Origin of the sequence: Brevibacillus sp. AG (assembly GCF_028369215.1) — a bacterium.
In the GTDB taxonomy this organism is placed as follows: domain Bacteria; phylum Bacillota; class Bacilli; order Brevibacillales; family Brevibacillaceae; genus Brevibacillus; species Brevibacillus porteri.
Genome location: NZ_JAQMYO010000005.1, coordinates 63,460 through 87,691 on the forward strand (window position 1 = coordinate 63,460; position 24,232 = coordinate 87,691).

Here is a 24,232-nt window from a genome sequence, read left to right on the forward strand (position 1 = left end):
GGGGTTTTTTATGTGCGGTCAGGCATAAGCTCCTCCCTTTTGCTGTACACTCTAGCAACCCAAGGTGAAGGGAGGGCGGGCGATGCGAACGGCCGTCTACATTCGTGTCAGTACGGAGGATCAGGCACGTGAAGGATTTTCGATTCCCGCTCAAAGGGAAAAGCTGCTCTCGTACGTTCACTCCCAAGGTTGGGAAGTCCATGCCGTCTACGCAGATGAAGGCGTGAGTGCCAAAGATACGAATCGCCTCGCACTCGGTCAGCTCCTGCTGGATATCCGAACGGGTGAAATCGATGTCGTCCTCGTCTATCGACTCGATCGACTCACTCGCTCTGTCCTTGATCTGTATCAGCTCCTGCAGGAGTTCGATCGACATGCAGTACACTTTAAAAGCTGCACCGAGGTATACGATACGACTACGGCAATCGGGCGACTGTTTATTACCTTAGTGGCTGCCCTCGCACAATGGGAACGAGAAAACTTGGCAGAACGGGTCAAGCTGGGAATGAGCCAGATGGCAAGAGAACGAAAACGACCAGGAGGACCTGCACCATATGGATACAATCTGGTGAGAGGAACGCTGGTCGTGAATCAAAGGGAAGCAGCTGGCGTACGTAGTATGTTCGAGCGCTATGATCGAGGCGAGTCCCCGCGTCAAATCGCTGAATGGGCGAATTATTCCGGATTGCGCGGGAAAAATGGCGCTTCATGGAGTGCAAGTGCCGTACTTCGACTGTTAAAAAATCCTGTCTATCATGGTGCGTTGCGTTGGAATTACACCGACGCCGATCAACAACGCAATGACCCGGAGGAATGGATTATCGAAGAGGCGACTCACCCAGCCATTATCGATCAGCCATGTTTCTCGCGAGTGCAGGAGCGGATGAGTGCTCGCGGAACAAGCCATCCCCGCGTTCTCAGCTCCCGCTACCTCTTTTCCGGATTGCTGTACTGCTCGCGTTGCGGCTCCTCTATGCGCGGGAAAACAACCACGATTACGGGAAAAGGAGAAAAACGTTACACGCACCGCTACTATTTATGTAAAAACAAGCTGGCTGGTACGTGTGATGCTCCTGCCATACGTGAGGATCGCTTGGAAAAAGCCATTGTGCACGAGCTGATGCAGCATTCGCCAGAGTCAATCGCTGCGTTGAAGGAAGTGTATCAGACTGTGTTACAGACGAATTCCCGCGCTCCCGCGAAAGAAACCGAGCAACAGCTGCAAATTCGGAGGCAGCGCTGGGAACAAGCTTATGAAGAGGGATTCCTTACTCTCCCTGCCTTACGAGAGAAAATCAGTGCGTTGGAGAGAGCTGCAAAAGAACAGGAACGCGCTTACTCCTCTGTTTCAAAAGGACAACGGCTTGATCTAGATGCGCTTTCCAATTGGAAACTGATTTGGACGTATGCAAATGAAAAAGAACGGCAATTGCTCGTATGCACACTCATCCAACGTGTTGATGTGGAAGCAACAGACACTGCCTCTGGTCAGAAAAATCGAGAGGTCTGCCTGCATCTATTGTCTTTTCACTAAAATTGCCCCTGATTTTGCCTGTATGGCGACAGGTGGTTCCCCACTTGGTTTGGAAAATTCTGTGACAGCGGGAATCATCAGTGCCAAAAACCGCCGCTTACAGGTTGCGAAGCGAATGTACGAAGAAATTTTTCAGACGGATGCTGCCATTAACCCAGGAAATAGCGGAGGTCCACTCATTAATTTGAATGGGGAAGTCGTTGGCCTCAATGCATTCATCATTCAATCCAGCCAATGCTTGGGCTTCGCCATCGGGATTGACGCCCTCAAAATGCAACTGGAGCAATACGTATTCAAGTGAGAAGCAAACGATTCAACAAAAAAACCCCGTCTAGGAGGACGGGGATTGCTTCTCTAATGCAATAAGATATACATTTGGACCTTCTGTGTTGATTTGTTCTTCTGCCTGTTTTAATTGTTGCAGCTGAGCGGCCGTAAGCTGTGCGATAGGCAGTTCACTCAAACGATTCTGTTCCATGCGTCATTCCTCCGTTGGTGTCAGACTCACGAACGTAGTCTGCCCGTTCTGGAGAGTATGTATTTACGCAGTGAGATCAAAGGCTTTGGCAATCGCAGAACACGAACGCTTGCAGAAAACGATGGGCAGCTCGCGATCTTTGGCTTGGTTTTTCACCGTTTTGGCCAAGTTGTGATTGACGAAATCAGTCAACACCAAAATCATGTGGATACCAGCTGGAATTTTCACCCCGGTTTGCGAGCTTTTCCGTCCAGTTACGTGGTGAATATCCTTGAAGCCTTGCCCTTGCAGAAGTTCGATAATATTGCCCAGGCGATCTCCGCCTATTACTAAAATGGATGACATAACGTGTTACCTCCTTAAATTTAGGTAATGTAGGATTTATGTTTTCTTCTCAGAATGCTAATTGATAATGAATATCACTCTTATTGATAAATATTATCATTCCCAATTGACTTTGACAATACTCTCCATGATAACTTTTTTGTCAAAAAACAAAACTAGAAACGAAGCCTCTAGGTAAAGCCACGGCGCTCTAGCGCTCCCGCCCTCTTTTCCAAATTACACCGCACCATATTCTTCGTAATCATAAGAAAATGTACATAGGTGTTGCCCGGGTGTTTTTTCCAACGGTATAATGAAAAAATAGATTGTAATGAGGAGGTGGCGTAGGGTGCAAGAAATTACACAGCTGCACGCCATTTTTGATCGCACCAGAGGTTATATCAACAGCTTCATGGGCGTTATCCAGCCGATTATCGACGCGGCAACGGACGAGCATACTCGTCTTTACTACCATCATATTTTGGAAGAAGAAGAACAGCGCATGGGTCGCTTGCAGGAATTGGTTCCCTACCTGGAGAAGGTGTCCTCAGGAAAAAGCCTGGATCAGCTAAGTGATCGCGACCTCTCGCAAATGCTGTCCGATGTGAATCTGGAACGTTTTGGACTGCACAATTTCCGCGAGCATCTGGAGCTCTCTCTGTATGAATTCAAGGATGACGAAACACGTCAGCTCCTGGATGGCATGCGTGAAAAAACGCATACAGACTATTTGACAGTCAAAGAGATCATGGCGAACATGAGCCAACGATTCTCTGATGCTGCTCATCCTGATCTCACTGATCACGATGAGGGGCACGACATTCACCAGGTAGATCATTTGAAAGCTTCGGCTTCCGCTCCTCACGGTGTTGCTTCCGTGGTCAAGCATTCCGCTCCTGCAGTTTCTGGCAAAAAAGGACTGACAGTTGGCAGCTTGAAAGGAATGTAAAGAATCGGAAATCCTGAAATAACATGGAGGTTACACTATGGACAAGCTTCGTAAATACCCAGACTCTCCCTTGACGACTGAAGAATGGAACCAGTTGGATGCAACTGTCGTTGACATGGCTCGCCGCCAGCTGGTAGGACGTCGTTTTATCGATATTTATGGACCATTAGGTGAAGGTATCCAAACCATTACCAACGATGTATATGAGGAATCCCGTTTTGGAGGTCTCTCCCTGCGCGGAGAATCACTGGAAATGACACAGCCTAGCCGCCGTGTCAGCATGACGATTCCAATCCTGTACAAGGATTTCATGCTCTACTGGCGTGATGTTGCCCAAGCACGCACACTGGGCATGCCTTTGGACATGAGCGCGGCTGCCAATGCAGCTGCTGGTGGTGCACTGATGGAAGACGATCTGATCTTCAACGGTGCTGCGGAATTCGACCTCCCAGGTCTGATGAACGTAAAAGGCCGTCTCACTCATCTAAAGAGCGATTGGATGGAATCTGGCAATGCGTTTGCTGATATCGTGGAAGCACGCAACAAGCTGTTGAAAATGGGCCACAGCGGTCCGTATGCACTGGTTGTTTCTCCTGAGCTCTACTCACTCTTGCATCGCGTGCATAAAGGCACCAACGTGCTTGAGATCGAGCATGTACGCAATCTCGTTACAGACGGTGTCTTCCAATCTCCTACCATTAAGGGCCGTTCCGGCGTATTGGTAGCGACTGGCCGCCACAATCTCGATCTGGCGATTGCAGAAGACTTCGACTCCGCATTCCTCGGAGACGAGCAAATGAACAGTCTGTTCCGTGTTTACGAGTGCGTTGTATTGCGGATCAAGCGTCCAAGCGCAATTTGCACTTTGGAAGAAACAGAAGAATAGGAAGCCCTTTGGCACACCCATTGACGATTCTCGTTGTGGGTGTGTTTTTTCATCCTTGAAATATGTAACAGATCCCTTATAATAAGAACGTACGTTCCAAACTTTCGAAACAATCTGACACAAATGTCGTTGGGGGGATTTATATGAGATGCGAGGTCAATGGCGTTAACCTTTATTATGAGGAGATCGGAAGCGGTTTTCCTGTCGTGATGATTCACGGTTTTTCACTTGATCACCGCTGCATGACTGGTTGTCTGGAACCAATTTTTGAGAAACGCTCAGGATACCGACGACTTTACATAGACCTGCCTGGAATGGGACAAACGGAAAACTACGAACATATCCACACCACGGACGATATTCTGGAGGTTGTCCTCGCGTTCATCGATCAGCTCATTCCAGGTGAACCCTTTTTCATTGCGGGTGAATCATACGGCGGATATCTTACACGAGCAGTTATCGAGAAGCGCCGGGATCAAGTGAAGGGCGCCCTGTTCATCTGCCCGAACGTCATTCCTGAAAAAGAAAAGCGCACACTGCCGGATAAACCCGTCTTAATAGAGGAGCCTTCTCTCTGGGAGAAGTTGAGTGAGACGGAACGAGCGGAGTTTGAGTCGATGGCGGTAGTAGCTACTGAATATACGTGGAATCGCTATAAAAAAGAGATTGTCGACGGCTACATGCTGTCTGACCCATCTTTCCTCAGTAAAATCAGACAGTCCTACGGCGTGTCCTTCCCATTGGATACGGCCCCCTTCCCCCACCCGAGTCTTTTTGTTGTGGGCAAACAAGATCATTCTGTCGGCTATCGCGATATTTGGAATATTATTGAGGGCTATCACCGCTCTTCTTTTGCCGCACTCGATTGTGCGGGACACAACTTGCAGATTGAGCAGCCACTTTTGTTTACGGAGCTTGTGAATGAATGGCTGGATCGGGCGCAAAGGGAGCTTTCCCTGTAAACATGCATCAAAAAAGACAACCAGCTCAATGGCAATGGTTGTCTTTTTGCTTCTATTAAACATTTGTCACGAGAGATTCACTGTAGGCGTGGAATGCTTTGCCCAATCTCGAAATTGCAAGCTCCGTGTCTTCCCGGTTCAAGAGTGTATAATTCAAGCGCATCGTATTAACTTGAGGCTCAGCTGCATAAAACGGCTTCCCTGGTACGAATGCCACGCCTTCCTGTACGGAACGGGCCAGCAGCTTCTCCGCATCGATATGCTCCGGCAGATTCACCCAGAGGAACATCCCGCCTCTTGGTTTCTCCCACTGTACGCCCTCCCAGTTTTGCGCAACCAAGAGCTCATGCATCCATTCCATGCGCGCTTTGTAAGACTCGCGGATCTTCTCAATGTGGCGCTCCAGATCAAAGCGGGACAAAAGTTCATACAGAGCATACTGGTCGATTGTGCTTGACTGCAAATCAACTGCTTGCTTCGCCTTCACCATCATTTGAATCACACGTGTATCTCCGATGGCCCATCCGGTACGCAAGCCTGGCGCGACAATTTTGGAAAAGGTACTGGTGTACACCACACAGGAATCAGTCGGATGCTCATCCAGTGAGAAAATCGAGCGGTACGGTGCTTCCCCATCGAATTGGATCTCTCCATATGGATCGTCTTCTAGGATGAGAATGTTTTGCGCCTTACATTGACGAAGCAAGCCGAGACGGCGTTCGAGACTCCATACCTTTCCTGTCGGATTGGCAAAGGTAGGAATGACGTACACCATTTTTGGGCGGTACTGGGCAATTTTTTTCGCCAGATCGTCCAAATCCATCCCATCGGCGTCACCGTCTACAGGGATCGCTTTGATTCCCCGGAATTGAAATAACTGAACAGCTGCCAAATAAGTAGGGTTTTCAACGAGAACGACATCGCCTTCGTCTAAATATACACGACACAACAAGTCTACCGCTTGCTGAGAGCCCGTTGTGATGATCATATTATCTACACCGACGTTCATATGCTTTTGCTTCATGCGGGATGCAATCCACTCACGAAGCGGCAAGTATCCATCAGTTAATCCGTACTGAAGAGCTTTAGCTCCTTGTTCAAATGCGCGGTTGAACGCTTCACGCATCTCTGCAATTGGAAAAGAATCCTCTGCTGGCAGTCCACCTGCGAGCGAGAGCACTTGATTGCCTTGGGTCAGCTTCAAGATTTCCCGGACAGCCGAGGAGGATAGTGCTTCGACAGATTTTGAAAATGAGTACTCCATGTTCCGTTCCCCCTTGATTTTGCTTATCCTTGTTTTATCACTGTCCACAGCGTAAGTCCAATCCTTGGTAGCTATGAGTGGATAGGTTTTGACTATGTCGAGCGGTTGTTCAATCGTTAGTCTTGACCACTGCATGCAAAAAACCCCTCTTCGTCTCAACCGAAAACGAAAAGGGGTCCAATATGTATGGGCTATATCTTCCTAGGCGATGCGAAACACACGCGGTTTCTCTGTGTGTGGGAGGAAAGAGAGGTCTACGTGCGTGGACGCTTCTTCCATGCCAATATCGTTTGCCAACAGCAATGCCTCTTCCAGGAAGGTCGGCGTACAGCTGCCTTCATTCAGTTCACAGAGACGTTTCAAACGCTTCAGTCTCTCTGCGGATTTCTCCACTCTCATGCCTTCATTCGTCAGCTCACAAACGTTGACGTGACGAGCATCAGCGATCATGCTGATATCATTCACATGGACAATCAGTCTTTTGCCTTCTTCCGTAACAAAACCGATCGAGCAAAAATGCGCACCTGACATTTCCAAACGAGTGAGAACAGCATTGGCGTAAACTTCTCCCGTCCGCAGGCGAATCTGGCCTGCTTCAATGGCTCCGCCGATTTTCCGCTCGTTGGCGATCACCGTATACATATCCGTGTAACCGTTAATCTGATAGCGCATGGTACCCTCCCGCTCTCGATGAGACTAATTATCATTAACAATGCCATCGTATAATGAAAATCATTATCTGTCAATAATGAGAATGATTTTTATTCTAGAATAAAAAAGCCACACTCCATTTGTATGGTAGTGTGGCCGAATTACCTCGCCTTTATTTTGTTTTCGTAAATAACCCCAACCGCTCAATTCGCTGAACCGCTTCTAAGAGACGCTCTTCATTTGATAACAAAGCTGCTCGCACATAACCCTCACCTGTCGGACCAAAGCCATTTCCTGGCGCTACGACGACATGCGCTTTTTCCAAAAGCAGGTCAGAGAACTCCACGGATGTGAAGCCGCTTGGAACAGGAAGCCAAGCAAAAAACGACCCTTGAGATGGTGGCGCCTGCCAGCCAATCCGATGCAGATTGGAGTACAAAGCATTGCGGCGGCTTTCGTAGACAGCAACGAGATCGCGAACGCACTGCTGTGACTCTGTCATCGCCTTCGCTGCCGCCATCTGTACCGCTCCGAACAGACTGACGAAGTAATGGTCCTGAATGAGATTAATCAGACGAACCAGCTCGCGATTTCCTACCATAGCACCAACACGCCAGCCTGCCATGTTGTACGTTTTAGACAAGGTATAAAATTCTACACCCACTTCTTTTGCACCCGGAACCTGCATGAAGCTGACCGGCTTTTTCCCGTCATAGCTGATCGCCCCGTAGGCGAAGTCGTGGCAGACGACGATTTCATGTTTTCGGGCAAAACGAATGGTCTCCTCATAAAACTCCAGTGGTGCGTTGACTGCTGTCGGATTGTTCGGATAGTTGAGAAACATCAGTTTCGCTCGATCCAAATCAGTTTGGGAGAGCTGGCTGTAATCTGGCAAGAAGTCATTTTCCGCCTTCAACGGCATCATGACCATCCGTCCGTTTACGACAGCAACACCCGACCAATAATCCGGATAGCCTGGGTCTGGAACCAGTGCAACATCGCCTGCATTCATAAGGACTTGGCAAATCTCTACGAGTCCGGTTTTGCTGCCGAACAATATCGCGACTTCTTCCTCCGGATCGAGGTCCACATCAAATTCTTGCTTATACCAATGAGCCACTGCCTGCTTCAGTTCCACGCGTCCCTGAAAAGGCGGATATTTGTGATGGAGTGGTTGTGCCGCTTGCGCCTGTAATTCTTCAATAATGTGTGGCGGTGTCGGCAAATCAGGATTGCCCTGCCCTAGGTTTATGACGTCATGGCCTTGCGCAATGACCTTGTTTACTTTTGCCACCAGGGTCGCAAAAAACTGGGTAGGGAGTCGATCAATCATGTCGGAGGGTTGAATGCGCATCTTTCTTCCATTCCTTTCTTGGGCCCAATACAGTAAAACCCCCTTTTTCCATACAGAAAAAGGGGGAGATCAGCTTGGTCACGTCCTTATCTGTCAGGAAAAAATCCTGCTGGAATTGGCACAGCATCTGTCCATCACATAGAACAGATCCGCTGCCGGGCTTCATAGGGCCAGTCCCTCCACCTCTCTGAATAAGTCAAACACACGGAATATACTGTTTTTTCGTCTATATCATACTACTTGAGCACGTAAACCGTGTCAAGATGCTTGATTCTGTAAGGGTACCTGATGCCTTCTTTTTTGAAAAGATGTGTGGAAGGCAAAGAATGCGACAGACAACAGACACAAGCCCGCCATCACGAACAATAGTCCCTGCGCATGAATCGATTGGAAAATGAAGGCGCCGAGAAGTGGTCCGAGCATCCGCCCAGCAGATCCAGTCCCTGCAATCAGACCTTGAATGAAGCCTTCTCGTCCCTCTGGCGTAAACTGTGCCGCTACTGCCGGCACCGCTGGCCATACGAGCATTTCTCCCAGCGTCATGATGAACATGCCTGCAACAAAGCCTGCATAAACCGTTGATTGAGACAAAATCAACATCGACATGGCAAAAATATAAGCGCCCAAGAGCATTTGTGCTTTTAGCGTACGGGCAAAGCGTCGAATGACCCACGCAATCAATGGCTGACCAAACAGGATCAAACCACCGTTTAGCGTCCACAACAGACTGTATTGACGGAGTGAAATGCCCAGGGATTGCATGTAGGTCGACAGCACCGTTGTCCATTGGACATAGACAATCCAGCTAATGAGCAACCCTCCGCATAAGAGCAGCAATGCTCCCCATACGACCTTGGTCTCTTGCTGTGGTTCTCGTAGAAGTTCTCCCTCAGCTTGTTCGGGAGCAGTCGTCTGCAATTGACGTTTTTGCTCTGCCAGTTTTAACTGACGCGGCAAAATGAGCATAAACATCGTCAGTACAATTACTTGTGTGATCGCATTTCCGAAAAACGTCCAAGCAAACGAAACGCTTGCCAAGAAGCCGCCTAAAGCAGAGCCGGCAGCTACACCCACATTGAGGGCGACGTAAATCAGATTGATTCCTTTACGGCCTCCCTCCGGCCATAAAACCACTGCCAGCGCATTCATAACGGGAGAAAGGGATCCATAAAACAGACCATTCAATAATAACAGTAGGACATATACGGTAAAATCTTGTGTAACACCTAAACAGACCGAAATAATCATTCCACCGATGGAGCCTACAACAATGGTGCGCATTTTACCCCAGCGGTCAAACATCATCCCGCCGACAATACTCCCGATCAGGAATGCGCCTTGATTTAAAAGCAACAAGAAGCCGGCTACAGTCAGCGGCTTTCCGAGATGGTTGTGAATATAGATCGTGACCAGCGGCCAAATACACGCCATTCCGGTAGAAAAAATGACGGCAGCAATCGCCAATAAACGAATGCTGCTCGGATAGGATTCCCACTTTTGCCTCATGGCTTACTTCTCACCCCGATGGAAATCGCCGCTTTTTCCGCCTGTTTTGGATTGCAGACTGGTCGGACCGATTATCATTTCTTTATCCATGGCTTTGCACATGTCATACACCGTCAAAGCCGTTACACTGACAGCGGTCAACGCCTCCATCTCGACGCCTGTTTTCCCTGTCGTCTTCACGGTTCCTGTAATCGCAAGCGTCGTTTCATCTACAAAAGCAAATTGTATGTCGATGCCAGTCAATGGCAGCGGATGACACATCGGGATGATTTCCCACGTCTTTTTGGCAGCCATGACACCTGCTACCTGCGCAACTGCGAGTACATCGCCCTTTTCGATTCGACCTTCACGGATTCGGGCGAGTGTTTCGGGTTTCATGCTGATTTGGCTCTCGGCTACAGCCACCCGTTTTGTGACGTCCTTCTCAGACACGTCCACCATCCGCGCGCGATTTTGTTCATTAAAATGTGTTAATTGATCAGTCATACGAGTATCTTTCCTCCTCTATCTTCTCCTACCTTACTCCCGCCGCTGGATAAAAGCAATGGGAATGTAGAGGACATCGTTTCGTTATCTTGCTCATCCACTCCCAAAAACGTACGAAGAACAGGTGCTGGAGGTATACTGTGCGTACACAGCTCAAAGGAGGCGTATGGAAATGGAAACGATGAAGGATCAGACGGTACGTTGGTCATTGCTTGTGCATGGTGATTGGACTATTTATTTGGCTGCAACGGCTGCCGGACTTTGTTATGTCGGCTCGGTCAACCAGCCTTTTGCTGAATTGGAAGCTTGGGTTGAAAAGCATCGCCCACAAAGTTCACTGGTGCAAGACGACCCATGGTTAAAGCCTTTTGCAACAGAACTGATGGAATATATGCAGGGAACGCGCGAGCATTTTTCCATGAATTGCGACCTCTCTGGAACGCCTTTTCAGCTCGCTGTCTGGGAGGCACTCCGTCAAATCCCATACGGTCAAACGGCATCGTACACCGACATTGCAAACATCATTGAAAAGCCTGCTGCTGTTCGTGCAGTCGGTGCAGCAATCGGTGCCAATCCGGTTCTCATTACAGTCCCCTGCCACCGCGTTGTCGGTAAAAACGGTTCACTGACTGGCTATCGTGGAGGACTGCCCATGAAGACAACTCTGCTTGATCTGGAGCAAAAGTCGAATCGGGGTGTGAAGCATGGCTAGTTCACTGACAGAAAGGATCGCTGCACTTGACTGGCATTCCCTGCAACAGAAGTTGGACGAACAAGGGTATGTAGCTTTTCCTTCCTTAATAAGCTCGGATGCGTGCGAAGAATTAATCACTTCGTATGGACAGGATGATCTTTTTCGCAATACGATCCAGATGGCACGGTACCGTTTCGGTGAAGGGGAGTATCGTTATTATCAGGCTCCCCTTCCCTCACTTTTGCAGGAGCTTCGCGAAGGCTTTTATCCGATGCTTGCGCAGACTGCGAATCGGTGGCTGGAAATGCTTGGACGTGAAGCTATTTATCCTGCTACCCTCCCTGATTTTTTGGCGCAATGTCACGACCAGGGGCAGCTGCGCTCTACTCCATTGATTTTGAAATACGAAACGGGTGGCTACAATTGTTTACATCAGGATATGTACGGCGAGGTGTTCTTCCCGTTTCAAGTCGTGTTTGCCTTGAATCAGAAGGAGAAGGACTACACTGGCGGAGAATTTCTGCTGATGGAGCAACGGCCGCGCGCGCAGAGCCGGGGACATGTGATAACCTTGGACCAAGGCGCTGGACTGATTTTCCCGACATCCTATCGTCCTGTGCAGGGAACGCGAGGCTTCTATAAAAACACGCTGCGCCACGGTGTCAGCACGATTACCTCAGGAAAGCGCTACAGCCTCGGAATTATTTTTCATGATGCAAAGTGAGGAACGCACAATATGAAGAGCATCCTTTCCTATAAAATGCCGAAAACCCTCCTCAATAAAGGAAGCGGATTTCTTGCGGATTACACCCACTCGCTCAATCCGTATACGGGCTGTTCTTTCGCCTGCTCTTATTGCTATGTTCGGCAAATGCCTGTCTCTTTGTTTCGCAACGAGCAATGGGGCACATGGGTTGACATTAAGCAGCAAGCTGCCGATTTATTGCGCAAGGAGCTAATGCGGGCTAAGAAAAAAGGAAAGGTGACCATCTTCATGTCTTCGAGTACAGACCCGTACCAGCCCATCGAACAAACAGAAAAGGTAACGAGGTCTTTACTCGAAGTCATGGTAGAGCATCCACCCGATTTTTTGCTGGTGCAGACAAGAAGTCCCTTGGTTTGGCGAGATGCCGATTTGTTGCTCCTGCTGGGTGATCGCGTCCGCGTCAGCATGACCGTCGAGACCGATTTGGAGGAGATTCGCAGGCACTTTAGCCCACAAGCTCCCCCCATTCAAGCGCGGCTAAAAACACTCCAGCGTTTGGCGGAAGCAGGCATCCCTACACAAGCAACCATTGCCCCTGTTTTGCCTAGCAGTGAGTCATTCCCCGAGATTTTGCGCCCCTTGGTAACACGTGTCTGTGTCGACGACTTTTATATGGGAGATGGCAGCGGAGGTAAACGAACGAAAAGAAACGGCATTCCCGCTCTCTATGAACAGCTTGGACTGGAAGAATGGTATGATCCTACCGCCTATCGGATCGTCTATGATCGGCTATTACGTATTTTTCCCCCGAACCAGATCTATTTGAGTCAGGAAGGCTTCGCTCCTTAGAATCAACCGCTGATTGAAACACCCCATTCATTGGCAACTTTGATCGGTTTATGATATCGTCTAGCCTAGAGTGTAGTATCATCCAGGGAAATGAGGAATTGTCTTGACCATTACGATCTTGTTATTTGCCGGACTCGCTGAACGAGCGAATGCCCGGGAAGTACAGTTGACCCTATCTGAAGGCGCGACCGTTAGCGACCTACTGCAAGCAGTGGAAAGAGAATATCCTGCGCTCTCTGCGCTTTTGGGCAGTTGCTTTGTCTCCATCAATCATGAATATGCGGCGAAAAATCAGGTCATTTCAGCCGACGACGAGATTGCCCTCTTACCTCCTGTAAGCGGCGGAGAAGAAGACCCGCGCTTCGCCATTACCGAGGAGCCCATTTCGGCGGACAAGTTGGTTCGTCTGGTGAGCAACCCGCATGCAGGCGCAATCCTTACTTTTGTCGGAACTGTTCGGGAATTTACCCATGGCCAGCGCACCGTGTATTTGTCCTATGAAGCATATGCCCCTATGGCTGTTGAAAAAATGAAGCAGGTCGCAGCAGAGATCGAGGAACGCTGGCCGGGAGCGCAAGTCGCGATGCACCATCGTATCGGTAACTTGGCTGTAGAAGAAATTGCGGTTGTTTGTGCCGTTGCAACAGCGCATCGTAATGAATCGTTTGAAGCAGGCCGTTATGCCATCGAGCGACTCAAAGAGATCGTTCCCATTTGGAAAAAAGAAATGTGGGAAGATGGAAGCGAATGGAAGGGACATCAGCAAGGACCGTGGAATCCGCTTGCGATGCCAGAAGGAAAGGTGGAGTAACGCCTTGGATACTCGCTATTCCCGTCAGACATTGTTTCATCCGATCGGGCCCAGTGGACAGGAAAAATTGGGGCAAAGCCGCGTAGCGATCGTCGGCATGGGAGCACTTGGAACTGTTCTCTCCAATCATATGGTCCGTGCTGGAGTAGGTTTTGTCCGCATCATTGACCGCGACTTCGTCGAGCCGAGCAACCTGCAGCGTCAAATGCTCTACGACGAATCCGATGCAGCCGAGCATTTGCCAAAAGCAATCGCCGCTCACGCCAAGCTGACAAAGATCAATTCAGCTGTCACGATCGAACCGATTGTCGCAGACCTCACCGCTTACAATGCAGAGGAATTGCTGGCAGATGTCGATCTCGTTCTGGATGCGACGGATAATTTTCAGGTGAGATATCTAGTGAACGATCTTTGCGTTAAGCATAGAATTCCGTGGGTGTACGGTGGCGCTGTGAGTGCGACTGGAACATTTACCGCGATTCGTCCGGGGATCACGCCTTGCTTGCGCTGTCTTTTCCCTGAAGCCCCAAACCCGGGTGAGATGCCTACCTGTGACACGGCTGGCGTCATCGGACCAATCATTCACATCATCGCCTCCTATCAGGCAACAGAAGCATTCAAGCTGTTAGTTGATGCAACGGATGAGCTTAATCCGAATTTGGAGCACTTTGAGATTTGGCATAACCGCCATCAGCAAATCAAGGTGGTCAATGCCCGCCGAGACGACTGTCCGACATGTGGGCACAAGCAATTTTCGTTTTTGCAGCCGGATACCCAGGATGGACAAGCCGTTTCGCTTTGTGGTCGAGACACCGTACAAATCTCGCCCGCCGCTGCCATGACACTTGATCTGAACGCATTGGCTGATAGACTCTCCCCTTTGGGACAAATCGAGCAAAACAAATTTTTGCTGCGATTCCGTGTCGATACGTACACGCTCGTCATTTTCCCGGATGGTCGTGTCCTCGTGCAAGGCACAGATGACATTAGCCTAGCACGTTCGCTCCATGCCAAGTATATCGGCGCGTAACTGGTACCCGTAATGAAAATAAGCTGTCCCAGACCGTCATCCGGACGAAGGGGCAGCTTTTTTATCTGATTGAACAAATGTAATCGTAAACGTGGTACCAATCCCTACTTCACTCTCAACGACGATCGTGGCATGATGCAAATCGATTATTTTTTTCACGATTGCCAGTCCCAGGCCACTGCCCGAATTGGCTCGGTTCCGCGATGGGTCCGCCTTGAAAAACCTTTCGAAAATGCGCTCCTGATTTTCCTTGGATATCCCGATTCCCGAGTCGATTATTTTCACGAGTACTTCTCCGTTTACCCTCTCCAGCTTTACGTTAATTTTCCCGCCTGCCTCCGTGAATTTGATGCTGTTGCCAAGCAAGTTAGTCCAGACTTGGTTCAGCATATCTTCGTCGGCGACGATTTCGACTTTTTCCAAGTCTATGTCCATTTCAATCTCTTTCGCCATCCATTGCGGCTCGCATGCGAGGATGATTGCGCGTAGTTGCGTGTCCAGCCGATACCGCTTCCGCTCTAAATCATGCTGGATGCCCTCTAGCGCAGTGAGTTTAAGCAGGTTGTCACTGATCTTGGATAGGCGCTTGCTTTCCGACTCGATAATCTCCAAGTAACGTTTACGATCTTCTGGGCTCAGTCTTTCATTATGCAGGGCGCGAGCAAACCCGCTGATCGACGTCAAGGGCGATTGAATTTCATGGGAAACATTGGAGATGAACTCCTGCCGCAGCTTCTCCATCTCGTTTAATTGCTCCGCCACGTGGTTAATGCCCTCAACCAACTCCCCCCATTCGTGCGCCAGCTTGATATCGAGATTGACCCGAAAATCCCCCATGGCAATCCGTCTGAGCGCATCAATCAATGGTTGAAACCTGCCCCGATGTCTTGGCATGGTGAAGAAAGAAATGATCATGCCTACCCCAATAAACAGAATGCAGCTCAAAACTGAATTGACCAACGTTTTTACAAGATCATGGGGATCATAGTCCATATAGCCATAAAAGAGAGAGGTAATTCCGAATGCACCTAGCCCGCATAAAGCAAAAACAGCACATAAGCCCACTACGCCTGCGATTTTCAGCAAAACATGGGGACGTTCTGGCCTCCTCTTTTTCATACGACGATCTCCAAACGATAACCAAGTCCCCGGACTGTCCGGATCAAAAAGCCGTACATCGCTTCCGGAAATCGCTCCCGCAATCGGTTGATGTGCACGTCTACCGTACGTTCATTGCCTTCAAAATCATAGCCCCATATTTGTTCGATCAGCTGCTCGCGGGAGATGGTCTGCCCGGGATAGCTGGCCAGTTTGAACAGCAGCTCGAACTCCTTTAGTGGAATGCTCCATGTTTTCGTGCCACTGGCGACTGCAAACGTTTTACGATCAAGCAGCAGTTTTCCTGCTTGAACCTGATGCGAAGCGGCAATCCGGTAACGCTTGAGCAGCGCTTTTACCCGGACGACCAGCTCCTGCGGATCAAACGGCTTCACCAAATAATCGTCTGTCCCTAGCTCGAAGCCTTTGATTTTTTGTGATGTCTCTCCCTTGGCAGTCAGCATGAGTAAGGGAAAATCGTAATGCTTGCGAAGCTTTCGACACAGCTCCCAGCCATCCATGTTCGGCATCATAATGTCAAGAATCACCAGTTGTGCCTGAACCGACTCTAGTTTATCCAGTGCCTCCTGTCCGTCTGCGGCTTCCACTATCGTAAAGCCTTCATTGCGCAAGAAGACGCTGACGAGCTCGCGAATATGCGGATCGTCGTCGACTACCATAATTGTGGTCACGTTCTACACCCTCTCTTTTACGAGCAATTGCTGACTAGCTAATTCACTGTACATCGCATGGGTTTGAAAAAGCTCTTCATGTGTACCCATCCCTGTGATTTTTCCCTTTTCCAAAAAGATGATTTGATCTGCTTCCACCACAGTCGACAAGCGATGGGCTATCACGAGGGTGGTACGTCCCTTCATCAAATTTTGCAACGCCTTCTGGACGATCATCTCGGAATTACTGTCCAAGCTAGAGGTCGCTTCATCCAGCATCAAGATTTGCGGGTCACGAAGCAGTGCACGGGCAATGCCGATTCGTTGACGCTGTCCGCCCGATAGCTTCATACCTCGCTCCCCTACTTCTGTTTCATAGCCATTCGGCAATTCTTCAATAAATTGATCCGCATAGGCCATCTTTGCCGCCTCCTTCAGTTCCTCCTCGCTAATCGTCCGTGAAATCCCGTAGCAAATATTTTCTCGGATGGTTCCTGCGATCAAAGGACTTTCCTGGGATACGTAGCCGATTTGACTTCTCCATGACTTCAATGAAAAATCCGTGATGGGATCATTGCCCAGCCTGATTTCTCCATTCAGTGGCTGATAATACCTTTCGACCATTGAAAACAACGTCGTTTTGCCGCTGCCGCTCGGCCCGACAATCGCATTTACTTTTCCGGCCCCAATCGTAAAGCTGACATCGTCAAGAATCGTTTCCCCGTTCTCATACGCGAAGCTAACATGATTCACATGAATCGGCAGCCCTGCGTTATCAAGGGTCCGTCCTGCCAGAAGATCTTCTTCCTCTGCTTCCAGTGTCGCAATGATTCTCTCTGTTGCCCCCATGGCCTTTTGCAAGGAGGTGAAAAACTGTGTGAATTGCCCCAGCGGTATGACAATTTGCACCAGATACAAAATAAACGCGACCAGCTCACCAGCTGTCAATGCTCCCGAGGACACCCGCATGCCGCCATAGCCGATGACAACCACGAGCAGCACCATCAGGATAAAGGACATTAACGGTCCAATGATGGCTTGGACTCTTCCTTCTCTCAACCCGAATCGGAACAGGTTTCCGATTGCCTTTGTCCCCATCCCCAATTCGTACACCTCGGCATTGGAGGATTTTACGAGCCGCATCTCCTGAAGCACCTGATTCATGATCGTTGTAAAGCTCGCAGTCTCATCTTGCAATCCTTTTGAAATTTTGTACATTTGGCTGCCAAGCGGCATGAGAATCCCCATGCACAACGGAACAGCAACGAGCATCGTTAAGGTCATTTGCCAATCGAGGTATAGCAACGTCACGACGGAACCAACAATCGTGATCAATCCGGTGAAAAAGCTGGACAATTGATCACTAATCAGGCTTTTCACGACGCCCGTATCGTTGGTCATTCGACTGATCGTCTCACCTGTCCGGTTGTTGTCATAATAAGAGATCGGCAGGACGAGGAGCTTTTTCCAGAGTCGTTCACGGAGCGAAGCTACCACACTTTCGCCAACATGGTTTAATAAGTAGATGGACAGCCCTCCCGCAATGGCTTGTGCAACAAAAGCGACGACCAATAGCACAATTTGTCCTGTCGTGATCGTAGCTAGGGAAAAGCTGTCGACCAAGTCTTTTGTAAAGAGCGGAATCACTAAAGTAACCAGTGTGGTGGCGATGCTCATGAACAATGCAACACCGATTTTTAGCTTGGATGGTTTTGTTTCCTTAATTAATCGAAAGAAAGGCCTCCAGTTTCCCCATTTCGCTACGCGATTGGTCTGTTCCATTCGTTATTTCTCCCCTTTTTCCTCCACTCATTTCTCTTGCAAGAGATAAGATACTGCATGAATGTAAACGAAATATAAACGGGATAATAATTGAAGTGCGTGCAATTTTCTTCTTTATAATAAGAAGACGTTCGTGATCCACTTTTCTTTACCTATGATTTTTGTATAATAATGATGAATTTGGGGTAGAAGCCGGGAAACAAATCGTATATAATAGGTTCGTAATGAAGAAACGAAACAACGTTTCACCTGGTGAAACTCCAAGTTATTATAGGGAGGTTGTATACATTGGCTAACAAAGATGCTTACAAAGTAAAGTCATCCCTGCAAGTAGGCGACAAGTCTTTTGCTTACTATCGCCTGCAAGGGTTGGAAGAACAAGGTTTGGGCGATGTTTCCAAACTGCCGTTCTCCATTAAAGTTCTGCTCGAGGCTGCTGTTCGTCAGTTCGACGGCCGTGCAATCACGAAAGAACACGTACAACAATTGGCGACCTGGACAAAAGGCCGCGACGAAAACCAAGAAGTACCTCTCATGCCTGCTCGTATCGTACTGCAAGACTTCACTGGTGTACCAGCTGTAGTTGACTTGGCAGCAATGCGCATCGCGATGAAACGCGCTGGTGGAGATCCAAAACGAATCAACCCATTGGTTCCAGTTGACCTCGTTATCGACCACTCCGTCATGGTTGACGATTTCGGTAACGCGTCCGCTCTGGACAACAACATGAAATTGGAATTCGAACGCAACCAAGAGCGCTACCGCTTCCTGCGTTGGGCACAAACTGCGTTTGACAACTTCCGTGCGGTTCCTCCAGCTACTGGTATCGTTCACCAAGTAAACTTGGAGTACCTCGCTACTGTAATCGCTACTCGCGAAGTTGATGGCGAATTGGTTGCTTTCCCTGACTCTCTCGTAGGTACTGACTCCCACACCACTATGATCAACGGTCTTGGTGTTCTTGGATGGGGTGTTGGTGGTATCGAGGCAGAAGCAGGAATGCTCGGCCAACCTCTGTATTTCGTAACGCCAGAAGTAGTTGGTTTCAAACTGACTGGCACACTGAATGCTGGTGCAACTGCAACTGACCTCGCTCTGACTGTTACGCAAATGCTGCGTAAAAAAGGCGTTGTAGGTAAATTCGTGGAGTTCTACGGACCAGGCCTGTCCAACATCTCGCTGGCTGACCGCGCTACCGTAGCGAACATGGCACCTGAGTACGGCGCTACAATGGGCTTCTTCCCAGTAGATGCTGAGACAATCAACTACATGCGTCAAACCGGTCGTGAAGAAGACCTCATCTCCTTGGTTGAAACTTACACCAAAGCACAAGGCCTCTTCCGTACTGACGAGACTGTTGACCCAGTATTCTCCGAAACATTGGAACTGGATCTGTCCACTGTCGTACCTAGCTTGGCTGGTCCAAAACGTCCTCAAGACCGCGTAGAACTGACTGCTATGAAGGAATCCTTCAATAACAGCTTGCGTACGCCGATCGACAAAGGCGGATTTGGTCTCTCCGAAGAGAAAATCGCAGCTAGCGCACCAGTTGCTTATGCAAACGGTGAAACAGCTACGCTGAAAACAGGTGCAGTTGTTATCGCAGCGATCACTTCCTGTACCAATACATCAAATCCTAGCGTAATGCTGGGTGCAGGTATCCTGGCGAAAAAAGCTGTGGAAAAAGGCCTGAAAAAGCCTGCTTTCGTAAAAAGCTCCCTGGCTCCTGGTTCCCGCGTAGTTACGCAATACCTGACTGACGCTGGTCTGATCGACTCCTTGGATGCTATCGGATTCAACGTAGTAGGTTATGGTTGCACCACTTGCATCGGTAACTCCGGTCCATTGCCAGAGGAAACCAGCAAAGCAATCGCTGACGAAGATCTGACAGTTGCAGCGGTACTCTCCGGTAACCGTAACTTCGAAGGCCGTATCCATGCACAGGTAAAAGCGAACTACCTCGCTTCTCCTCCATTGGTTATCGCCTATGCACTGGCAGGTACTGTAGATATCGACCTGACTACAGAGCCAATCGGTACTGGCAAAGACGGTCAACCTGTATTCTTGAAAGACATCTGGCCTTCTCCACAAGAGATCGCAGCTGCAATGGACAAAGCTATGAATCCTGCTCTGTTCCGCGCTGAGTACGGCCAAGTGTTCACGCAAAACGAAGCTTGGAACAAAATCGACGTTCCAACTGGCGACCTGTACGAGTGGGATGAAAAATCCACGTACATCCAAGAGCCGCCATTCTTCCAAAACCTGGCTGGAGAAATCGCTAAAATCGCAGACATCAAAGCAGCGAACACGATCGCACTCTTCGGTGATTCTGTGACAACTGACCATATCTCCCCAGCTGGTAACATCTCGCCAACTAGCCCAGCAGGTCTGTATCTGCAAGCAAACGGCGTAGAGCGCAAAGACTTCAACTCCTACGGTGCTCGTCGTGGTAGCCACGATGTAATGATGCGCGGTACATTTGCAAACATCCGTATCCGCAACCAAGTAGCTCCTGGAACTGAGGGCGGCGTAACCAAATACTTGCCAACTGACGAAGTAATGTCCATCTACGATGCTTCCATGAAGTATCAAGCAGACGGTACTCCACTCGTTGTACTGGCTGGTAAAGAGTACGGTACTGGTTCTTCCCGTGACTGGGCAGCAAAAGGTACATTCCTCTTGGGTATCAAAGCGGTTATCGCTGAGAGCTTCGAGCGTATCCACCGTGCTAACCTGGTTGGTATGGGCGTTCTGCCTCTGCAATTCGCTGGTGACCAAAGCTGGAAGTCTCTCGGCATCGACGGTACTGAGTCCTTCAACATTGTAGGCCTCTCCGATGATGTTCAACCTGGCCAACGCGTAAAAGTAGAAGCTACTAAGAAAGACGGCAGCACTTTCGAATTCGAAGCAATCGTGCGCCTCGATTCCATGGTAGACGTAGACTACTACCGCAATGGTGGTATCCTGCAAACGGTTCTGCGCCAATTGCTGGATGAAGGTAAACCAGTAACTGCGTAAGCAAACGATTAAAAAATAAGTTCGTATCAGCACCCACCCAACGAAAAGAGCAGACTCCGAGTATTCGGTAGTCTGCTCTTTTTACGTTTCCAGCCAGACACATGGTTGTCGTTTGCAGGCCACTCTACACATGGCCTGCTTTTTGTTATCTCTTCCCGGTAGGCCACGCTTAAGTGGAAGATACGGTGAATACGCATGGAAGAGGGAGCCGTTTCCCAGAAAAAGGGAGGGATTCGTGATGAAACAGTTGTTTCGCGAAACCTGGATTGAGGTAAATCTCGATGCCATCAAGAAAAACATTCGAGCGATACGTCGGCATATTCCTAAACAGACGAAAATCATGGCGGTTGTAAAAGCGAATGCCTATGGCCATGGTTCTGTTGGAGTAGCCCGCCATGCCCTCGAATACGGGGCTACTTCCCTCGCTGTCGCCATTCTGGAAGAAGGTATCGTCTTACGAAAGGCAGGAATTGTAGCCCCTATACTCGTGCTGGGATTCACTCCTCTTTCACGTATCAAAGAGGCGGTCGCCTGGAATATTGAGCTGTCTGCCTTCCAGACTGATTGGATCAAAAAAGCCGATCAAATTGTCAAATCAACAGCTTTCTCCAATCGTCTGAACATCCATATCAACATCGATACAGGTATGGGACGTTTGGGCGTACGGACAAGATCTGGGTTGCTTTCAGTCGTGAAGGCCTTAACGTCAAGCTCTTCCCTTGCATGGACCGGAATCTTCACTCATTTTTCCACTGCGGATGAACCCGATCACACATTGACCAAAGCGCAACACGAGTTGTTTGTTCAATATCTTCGTTATCTGAAGGAAAAAGGGTTCGAGCTTCCGACCGTACACATGTGCAACACCGCTGCTACCATTGCTTTTCCCGCATTCAGCGCCGATATGATCCGCCTCGGAATCGGCATGTATGGGCTGTATCCGTCCGCTTATATCCGACAACTCAATCGCGTCAAGCTCGTTCCGGCACTCAGCTTGAAATCGCGCTTCTCCTATGTAAAGACCATGCTGACGCCACCGTATACGATCAGTTATGGTGCTACATACATAGCAAAGCGCGGAGAGGTCATCGGGACGATTCCAATCGGTTATGCCGATGGTTATTCCCGCGCACTCTCTAACCGGGGATTTGTTCTGTATCGAGGCAGACGGTTGCCGATCGCAGGGCGAGTGACGATGGATCAGATGATGGTCAGCTTGGGAGAAGGCAGTGGAAAGCAAGGCGATGAAGTCGTGATTTACGGCAAGCAAGGAAACCGTGAGATTACTGTCGATGAGATTGCCGAAATGCTCGGGACGATCAACTATGAAGTCGTTGCCACCCTTAGTAATCGCATCCCTCGCTTGTTTTTGGAAAAAGGGGTGGTTGTCGAGATCTCTCATCTGTTGCCGGAAGGTTAAATGAGGCAGGCTTGGTGAATAATTTTTCCGCGAAAACAAAAAATAGGGAAAATCAAATTCGCAAAAAAGGAATGGAAACATGAAGTCGCGATTCACATACGCCATCCTTCTCCTGTTGGCGCTGAGTCTGACTGTGATCAGCTGCAAGCCAGACTCAGCCTCCCAAATCCGTCAGCATAGCCTTAGGGCTCAACCCTCAGCTGAGAGAAATAAATCGCAAAAGCCTGTCCTGCTCATTCTCATTGATTCGTTAATGGACAAACCACTTCAAGAAGCGATCCGGCAAGGTCGCGCTCCTGCTTTAGGTTATTTGCTTGCAAACGGGCGCTATTACCCGCAAGTTGTGAGTTCTTTTCCCACCATGTCGGTAACTATCGACAGCACGCTCCTTACAGGAACGTATGCCAATGAGCATCATGTACCGGGATTATCCTGGTTCAGCAACAAGGAAAAGCGGATGATTTATTACGGGTATGGTCCCAAAGAAGGTCTGAAGATCGATCAGCCCCAAGTGCTGCTAGATATCCTTCATCAATTGAACCTGGTCCAGCTCAATCGTGATACGAAAACCATCCATGAAGAATTGGCGGAAAAAGGCAAGGATACTGCTTCCATCAATGCTATTCTATGGCGAGGCAAAACGCCGCACGCCTTACAAATCCCCCGTCTCATTGATTTCGGCACGCGTTTGCCAGACGAACTGAATGTGACCGGACCAAAACTGATGTCGTATGCAGCATTTGTCCAGCTGGATCCGAATCAAAAGAGTGAAAAGCGCATTTGGCGAAAATACGGGATGAATGATGAGTTTTCCGCGCAGGAGGCTGCCTATCTCATCGCCAACAAGAAGCTCCCGCCTCTTACCATCACCTATTTGCCGGAAAATGATATGGAAGTACATAAGAATGGCCCCGCTACGATCGAAGGGATTGAAAAAGCGGATAAAGCGCTTCAAGCCGTACTCGATGCATTTGGATCTTGGGACAAGGCACTCAAAGAAGCGCGGTGGATCGTCATGGGAGACAGTGCCCAGAGTGCTGTTCTGGATGATCGCAAGGCCGCTACCATTGACTTGCGCAGCTTATTGACCGACTATCAAATAGCCAAAATCAGTCAGCCTGTCACACCCACTGACCAAATCGTGATTTCGGCCAACGAACGGATGGCCTATATTTATGCCCTAGACTCACGTATTCCGTTATCCGATATCGTGAAACGTTTGCAGCGTGAACCAAAGCTGGACATCCTTGCAAGGAAGGAAGACAAAAAGATTGTCGTTACAGCAGGCAAGATCAACCGAGAGTTTAGCTATCAACCAAACGGTCCCTTTACCGATCCATATGAGCAAACATGGACCTTCAGCGGCGATCCTCGTCTGCTCGATATGACCATGAACAAGAACCGGATCACGTATGGGAAATATCCGGACGTTTTGGCGAGGCTCTACGGTGCGATGAATTCGCATGAAGGCAGATATGTGGTCGTTACTGTTCAGCCAGGGCATGAGCTCATTACCGAAAGTTCTCCCACCCATATCGGCGGAGCAGCACACGGTTCCTTGCACGAGGTGGATTCACTCGTTCCCCTGCTGGTAACCGGGATCGCCACGGGGCCCCAAACTTTGCGTATCGTCGACTTGAAAGACTGGCTGCTGCGTCTGACAACCGAATGAGCGAATCAGCTTTTAGAGAAAGGGCAGTATCGGCAAATCTGCCTTCTTCTCTTTTTATTTCGCCGTCTCCAGCAATGTTGTAAAATT

The 24,232-nt window shown here is 49.1% G+C and carries 23 protein-coding genes and 1 riboswitch; of the genes, 13 read left to right on the forward strand and 10 right to left on the reverse strand.

Features of this window, described 5'->3' with window-relative positions; translation table 11 throughout:
- Positions 1–82 precede the first annotated feature (82 nt).
- Positions 83–1,534 (forward strand): recombinase family protein, encoded by a 1,452-nt coding sequence (locus POF51_RS14230; protein ID WP_069847608.1) that lies wholly within the window; start codon positions 83–85, stop codon positions 1,532–1,534.
- Between the two features lie 22 nt (positions 1,535–1,556).
- Entirely contained in the window at positions 1,557–1,835 is a 279-nt protein-coding gene (locus POF51_RS14235; RefSeq protein ID WP_007721243.1) for a S1C family serine protease, read from the forward strand.
- Between the two features lie 30 nt (positions 1,836–1,865).
- On the opposite strand, the gene POF51_RS14240 is transcribed toward POF51_RS14235, so the two are convergent.
- Both POF51_RS14240 and POF51_RS14245 read right to left on the reverse strand, forming a co-directional pair.
- Complete coding sequence (locus POF51_RS14240; protein WP_017250462.1) at positions 1,866–2,012, reverse strand: hypothetical protein; 147 nt, start codon at positions 2,010–2,012, stop codon at positions 1,866–1,868.
- Positions 2,013–2,075: 63 nt separating this feature from the next.
- Positions 2,076–2,357 (reverse strand): DUF2325 domain-containing protein, encoded by a 282-nt coding sequence (locus tag POF51_RS14245; RefSeq protein ID WP_016742090.1) that lies wholly within the window; start codon positions 2,355–2,357, stop codon positions 2,076–2,078.
- A gap of 328 nt (positions 2,358–2,685) precedes the next feature.
- Here POF51_RS14245 and POF51_RS14250 point away from each other — a divergent pair, with 328 nt between their 5' ends.
- From POF51_RS14250 to POF51_RS14260, 3 genes are all read left to right on the forward strand, one after another.
- A complete protein-coding gene (locus POF51_RS14250) occupies positions 2,686–3,285 on the forward strand; it encodes an IMEF encapsulin system ferritin-like cargo protein (protein WP_017250463.1) in 600 nt (199 codons plus the stop codon).
- 37 nt (positions 3,286–3,322) lie between these two features.
- The gene (locus POF51_RS14255) at positions 3,323–4,171 is read left to right on the forward strand and encodes a family 1 encapsulin nanocompartment shell protein (RefSeq protein ID WP_007721249.1); all 849 of its coding nucleotides are present in this window, start codon (positions 3,323–3,325) and stop codon (positions 4,169–4,171) included.
- A 143-nt stretch (positions 4,172–4,314) separates the two neighbouring features.
- Positions 4,315–5,133: an alpha/beta fold hydrolase gene (locus POF51_RS14260; protein ID WP_069847610.1), complete on the forward strand. Its 819-nt coding sequence runs from the start codon at positions 4,315–4,317 to the stop codon at positions 5,131–5,133.
- Between the two features lie 55 nt (positions 5,134–5,188).
- Here POF51_RS14260 and POF51_RS14265 read toward each other — a convergent pair whose 3' ends face one another.
- The 5 genes from POF51_RS14265 to moaC form a co-directional block, all read right to left on the reverse strand.
- A complete protein-coding gene (locus POF51_RS14265) occupies positions 5,189–6,397 on the reverse strand; it encodes an aminotransferase-like domain-containing protein (protein WP_017250465.1) in 1,209 nt (402 codons plus the stop codon).
- A 201-nt stretch (positions 6,398–6,598) separates the two neighbouring features.
- Positions 6,599–7,069 carry a hypothetical protein gene (locus POF51_RS14270; RefSeq protein WP_069847612.1) on the reverse strand — a complete coding sequence of 157 codons (471 nt, stop codon included), beginning with the start codon at positions 7,067–7,069 and terminating at the stop codon, positions 6,599–6,601.
- A gap of 151 nt (positions 7,070–7,220) precedes the next feature.
- Complete coding sequence (locus tag POF51_RS14275; RefSeq protein WP_069847614.1) at positions 7,221–8,402, reverse strand: pyridoxal phosphate-dependent aminotransferase; 1,182 nt, start codon at positions 8,400–8,402, stop codon at positions 7,221–7,223.
- Positions 8,403–8,485: 83 nt separating this feature from the next.
- Positions 8,486–8,600, reverse strand: a riboswitch (SAM riboswitch).
- Positions 8,601–8,660: 60 nt separating this feature from the next.
- Positions 8,661–9,908 carry an MFS transporter gene (locus POF51_RS14280; protein ID WP_017250469.1) on the reverse strand — a complete coding sequence of 416 codons (1,248 nt, stop codon included), beginning with the start codon at positions 9,906–9,908 and terminating at the stop codon, positions 8,661–8,663.
- A gap of 3 nt (positions 9,909–9,911) precedes the next feature.
- Entirely contained in the window at positions 9,912–10,394 is a 483-nt protein-coding gene (gene moaC / locus POF51_RS14285) for a cyclic pyranopterin monophosphate synthase MoaC (protein WP_017250470.1), read from the reverse strand.
- Positions 10,395–10,566: 172 nt separating this feature from the next.
- Between moaC and POF51_RS14290 the strand changes: the two genes are divergently transcribed.
- The 5 genes from POF51_RS14290 to POF51_RS14310 all read left to right on the forward strand — a co-directional run bounded on the left by POF51_RS14290 (position 10,567) and on the right by POF51_RS14310 (position 14,484).
- Positions 10,567–11,106 carry a methylated-DNA--[protein]-cysteine S-methyltransferase gene (locus POF51_RS14290; RefSeq protein WP_069847618.1) on the forward strand — a complete coding sequence of 180 codons (540 nt, stop codon included), beginning with the start codon at positions 10,567–10,569 and terminating at the stop codon, positions 11,104–11,106.
- Entirely contained in the window at positions 11,099–11,812 is a 714-nt protein-coding gene (locus POF51_RS14295) for a 2OG-Fe(II) oxygenase (RefSeq protein ID WP_069847620.1), read from the forward strand. Before POF51_RS14290 ends, POF51_RS14295 begins: the two co-directional genes overlap by 8 nt.
- A 12-nt stretch (positions 11,813–11,824) precedes the next feature.
- Positions 11,825–12,643, forward strand: a complete 819-nt coding sequence (locus POF51_RS14300; protein ID WP_069847622.1) for an SPL family radical SAM protein — start codon at positions 11,825–11,827, stop codon at positions 12,641–12,643.
- 103 nt (positions 12,644–12,746) lie between these two features.
- Positions 12,747–13,454: a molybdenum cofactor biosynthesis protein gene (locus POF51_RS14305; RefSeq protein WP_017250474.1), complete on the forward strand. Its 708-nt coding sequence runs from the start codon at positions 12,747–12,749 to the stop codon at positions 13,452–13,454.
- 4 nt (positions 13,455–13,458) lie between these two features.
- Positions 13,459–14,484: a ThiF family adenylyltransferase gene (locus tag POF51_RS14310; RefSeq protein ID WP_069847624.1), complete on the forward strand. Its 1,026-nt coding sequence runs from the start codon at positions 13,459–13,461 to the stop codon at positions 14,482–14,484.
- 36 nt (positions 14,485–14,520) lie between these two features.
- Here POF51_RS14310 and POF51_RS14315 read toward each other — a convergent pair whose 3' ends face one another.
- Genes POF51_RS14315 through POF51_RS14325 form a run of 3 tightly spaced genes read right to left on the reverse strand, consistent with a single transcriptional unit; the run spans position 14,521 to position 18,035 of the window.
- On the reverse strand, positions 14,521–15,603 hold the full coding sequence (locus POF51_RS14315) for a sensor histidine kinase (protein ID WP_271755627.1): 1,083 nt from the start codon (positions 15,601–15,603) through the stop codon (positions 14,521–14,523).
- A complete protein-coding gene (locus tag POF51_RS14320) occupies positions 15,600–16,274 on the reverse strand; it encodes a response regulator transcription factor (protein ID WP_069847628.1) in 675 nt (224 codons plus the stop codon). The genes POF51_RS14315 and POF51_RS14320 overlap by 4 nt, the downstream gene beginning before the upstream one ends.
- 3 nt (positions 16,275–16,277) lie before the next feature.
- A complete protein-coding gene (locus POF51_RS14325; RefSeq protein WP_069847630.1) occupies positions 16,278–18,035 on the reverse strand; it encodes an ABC transporter ATP-binding protein in 1,758 nt (585 codons plus the stop codon).
- A 288-nt stretch (positions 18,036–18,323) separates the two neighbouring features.
- Here POF51_RS14325 and acnA point away from each other — a divergent pair, with 288 nt between their 5' ends.
- The 3 genes from acnA (at position 18,324) to POF51_RS14340 (ending at position 24,145) form a co-directional block, all read left to right on the forward strand.
- Positions 18,324–21,053 (forward strand): aconitate hydratase AcnA, encoded by a 2,730-nt coding sequence (acnA, locus tag POF51_RS14330; RefSeq protein ID WP_069847632.1) that lies wholly within the window; start codon positions 18,324–18,326, stop codon positions 21,051–21,053.
- 238 nt (positions 21,054–21,291) lie between these two features.
- Entirely contained in the window at positions 21,292–22,473 is a 1,182-nt protein-coding gene (alr, locus tag POF51_RS14335; RefSeq protein ID WP_069847634.1) for an alanine racemase, read from the forward strand.
- Between the two features lie 79 nt (positions 22,474–22,552).
- Entirely contained in the window at positions 22,553–24,145 is a 1,593-nt protein-coding gene (locus tag POF51_RS14340) for an alkaline phosphatase family protein (protein ID WP_271755629.1), read from the forward strand.
- Positions 24,146–24,232 lie beyond the last annotated feature (87 nt).

Coding starts and splice junctions, on each gene's coding strand:
- POF51_RS14230 (WP_069847608.1), top strand. CDS start 83: ATGCGAACGGCCGTCTACATTCGTGTCAGTACGGAGGATCAGGCACGT.
- POF51_RS14235 (WP_007721243.1), top strand. CDS start 1,557: ATGGCGACAGGTGGTTCCCCACTTGGTTTGGAAAATTCTGTGACAGCG.
- POF51_RS14240 (WP_017250462.1), bottom strand. CDS start 2,012: ATGGAACAGAATCGTTTGAGTGAACTGCCTATCGCACAGCTTACGGCC.
- POF51_RS14245 (WP_016742090.1), bottom strand. CDS start 2,357: ATGTCATCCATTTTAGTAATAGGCGGAGATCGCCTGGGCAATATTATC.
- POF51_RS14255 (WP_007721249.1), top strand. CDS start 3,323: ATGGACAAGCTTCGTAAATACCCAGACTCTCCCTTGACGACTGAAGAA.
- POF51_RS14260 (WP_069847610.1), top strand. CDS start 4,315: ATGAGATGCGAGGTCAATGGCGTTAACCTTTATTATGAGGAGATCGGA.
- POF51_RS14265 (WP_017250465.1), bottom strand. CDS start 6,397: ATGGAGTACTCATTTTCAAAATCTGTCGAAGCACTATCCTCCTCGGCT.
- POF51_RS14270 (WP_069847612.1), bottom strand. CDS start 7,069: ATGCGCTATCAGATTAACGGTTACACGGATATGTATACGGTGATCGCC.
- POF51_RS14275 (WP_069847614.1), bottom strand. CDS start 8,402: ATGCGCATTCAACCCTCCGACATGATTGATCGACTCCCTACCCAGTTT.
- POF51_RS14280 (WP_017250469.1), bottom strand. CDS start 9,908: ATGAGGCAAAAGTGGGAATCCTATCCGAGCAGCATTCGTTTATTGGCG.
- moaC (WP_017250470.1), bottom strand. CDS start 10,394: ATGACTGATCAATTAACACATTTTAATGAACAAAATCGCGCGCGGATG.
- POF51_RS14290 (WP_069847618.1), top strand. CDS start 10,567: ATGGAAACGATGAAGGATCAGACGGTACGTTGGTCATTGCTTGTGCAT.
- POF51_RS14295 (WP_069847620.1), top strand. CDS start 11,099: ATGGCTAGTTCACTGACAGAAAGGATCGCTGCACTTGACTGGCATTCC.
- POF51_RS14300 (WP_069847622.1), top strand. CDS start 11,825: ATGAAGAGCATCCTTTCCTATAAAATGCCGAAAACCCTCCTCAATAAA.
- POF51_RS14315 (WP_271755627.1), bottom strand. CDS start 15,603: ATGAAAAAGAGGAGGCCAGAACGTCCCCATGTTTTGCTGAAAATCGCA.
- POF51_RS14325 (WP_069847630.1), bottom strand. CDS start 18,035: ATGGAACAGACCAATCGCGTAGCGAAATGGGGAAACTGGAGGCCTTTC.
- alr (WP_069847634.1), top strand. CDS start 21,292: ATGAAACAGTTGTTTCGCGAAACCTGGATTGAGGTAAATCTCGATGCC.
- POF51_RS14340 (WP_271755629.1), top strand. CDS start 22,553: ATGAAGTCGCGATTCACATACGCCATCCTTCTCCTGTTGGCGCTGAGT.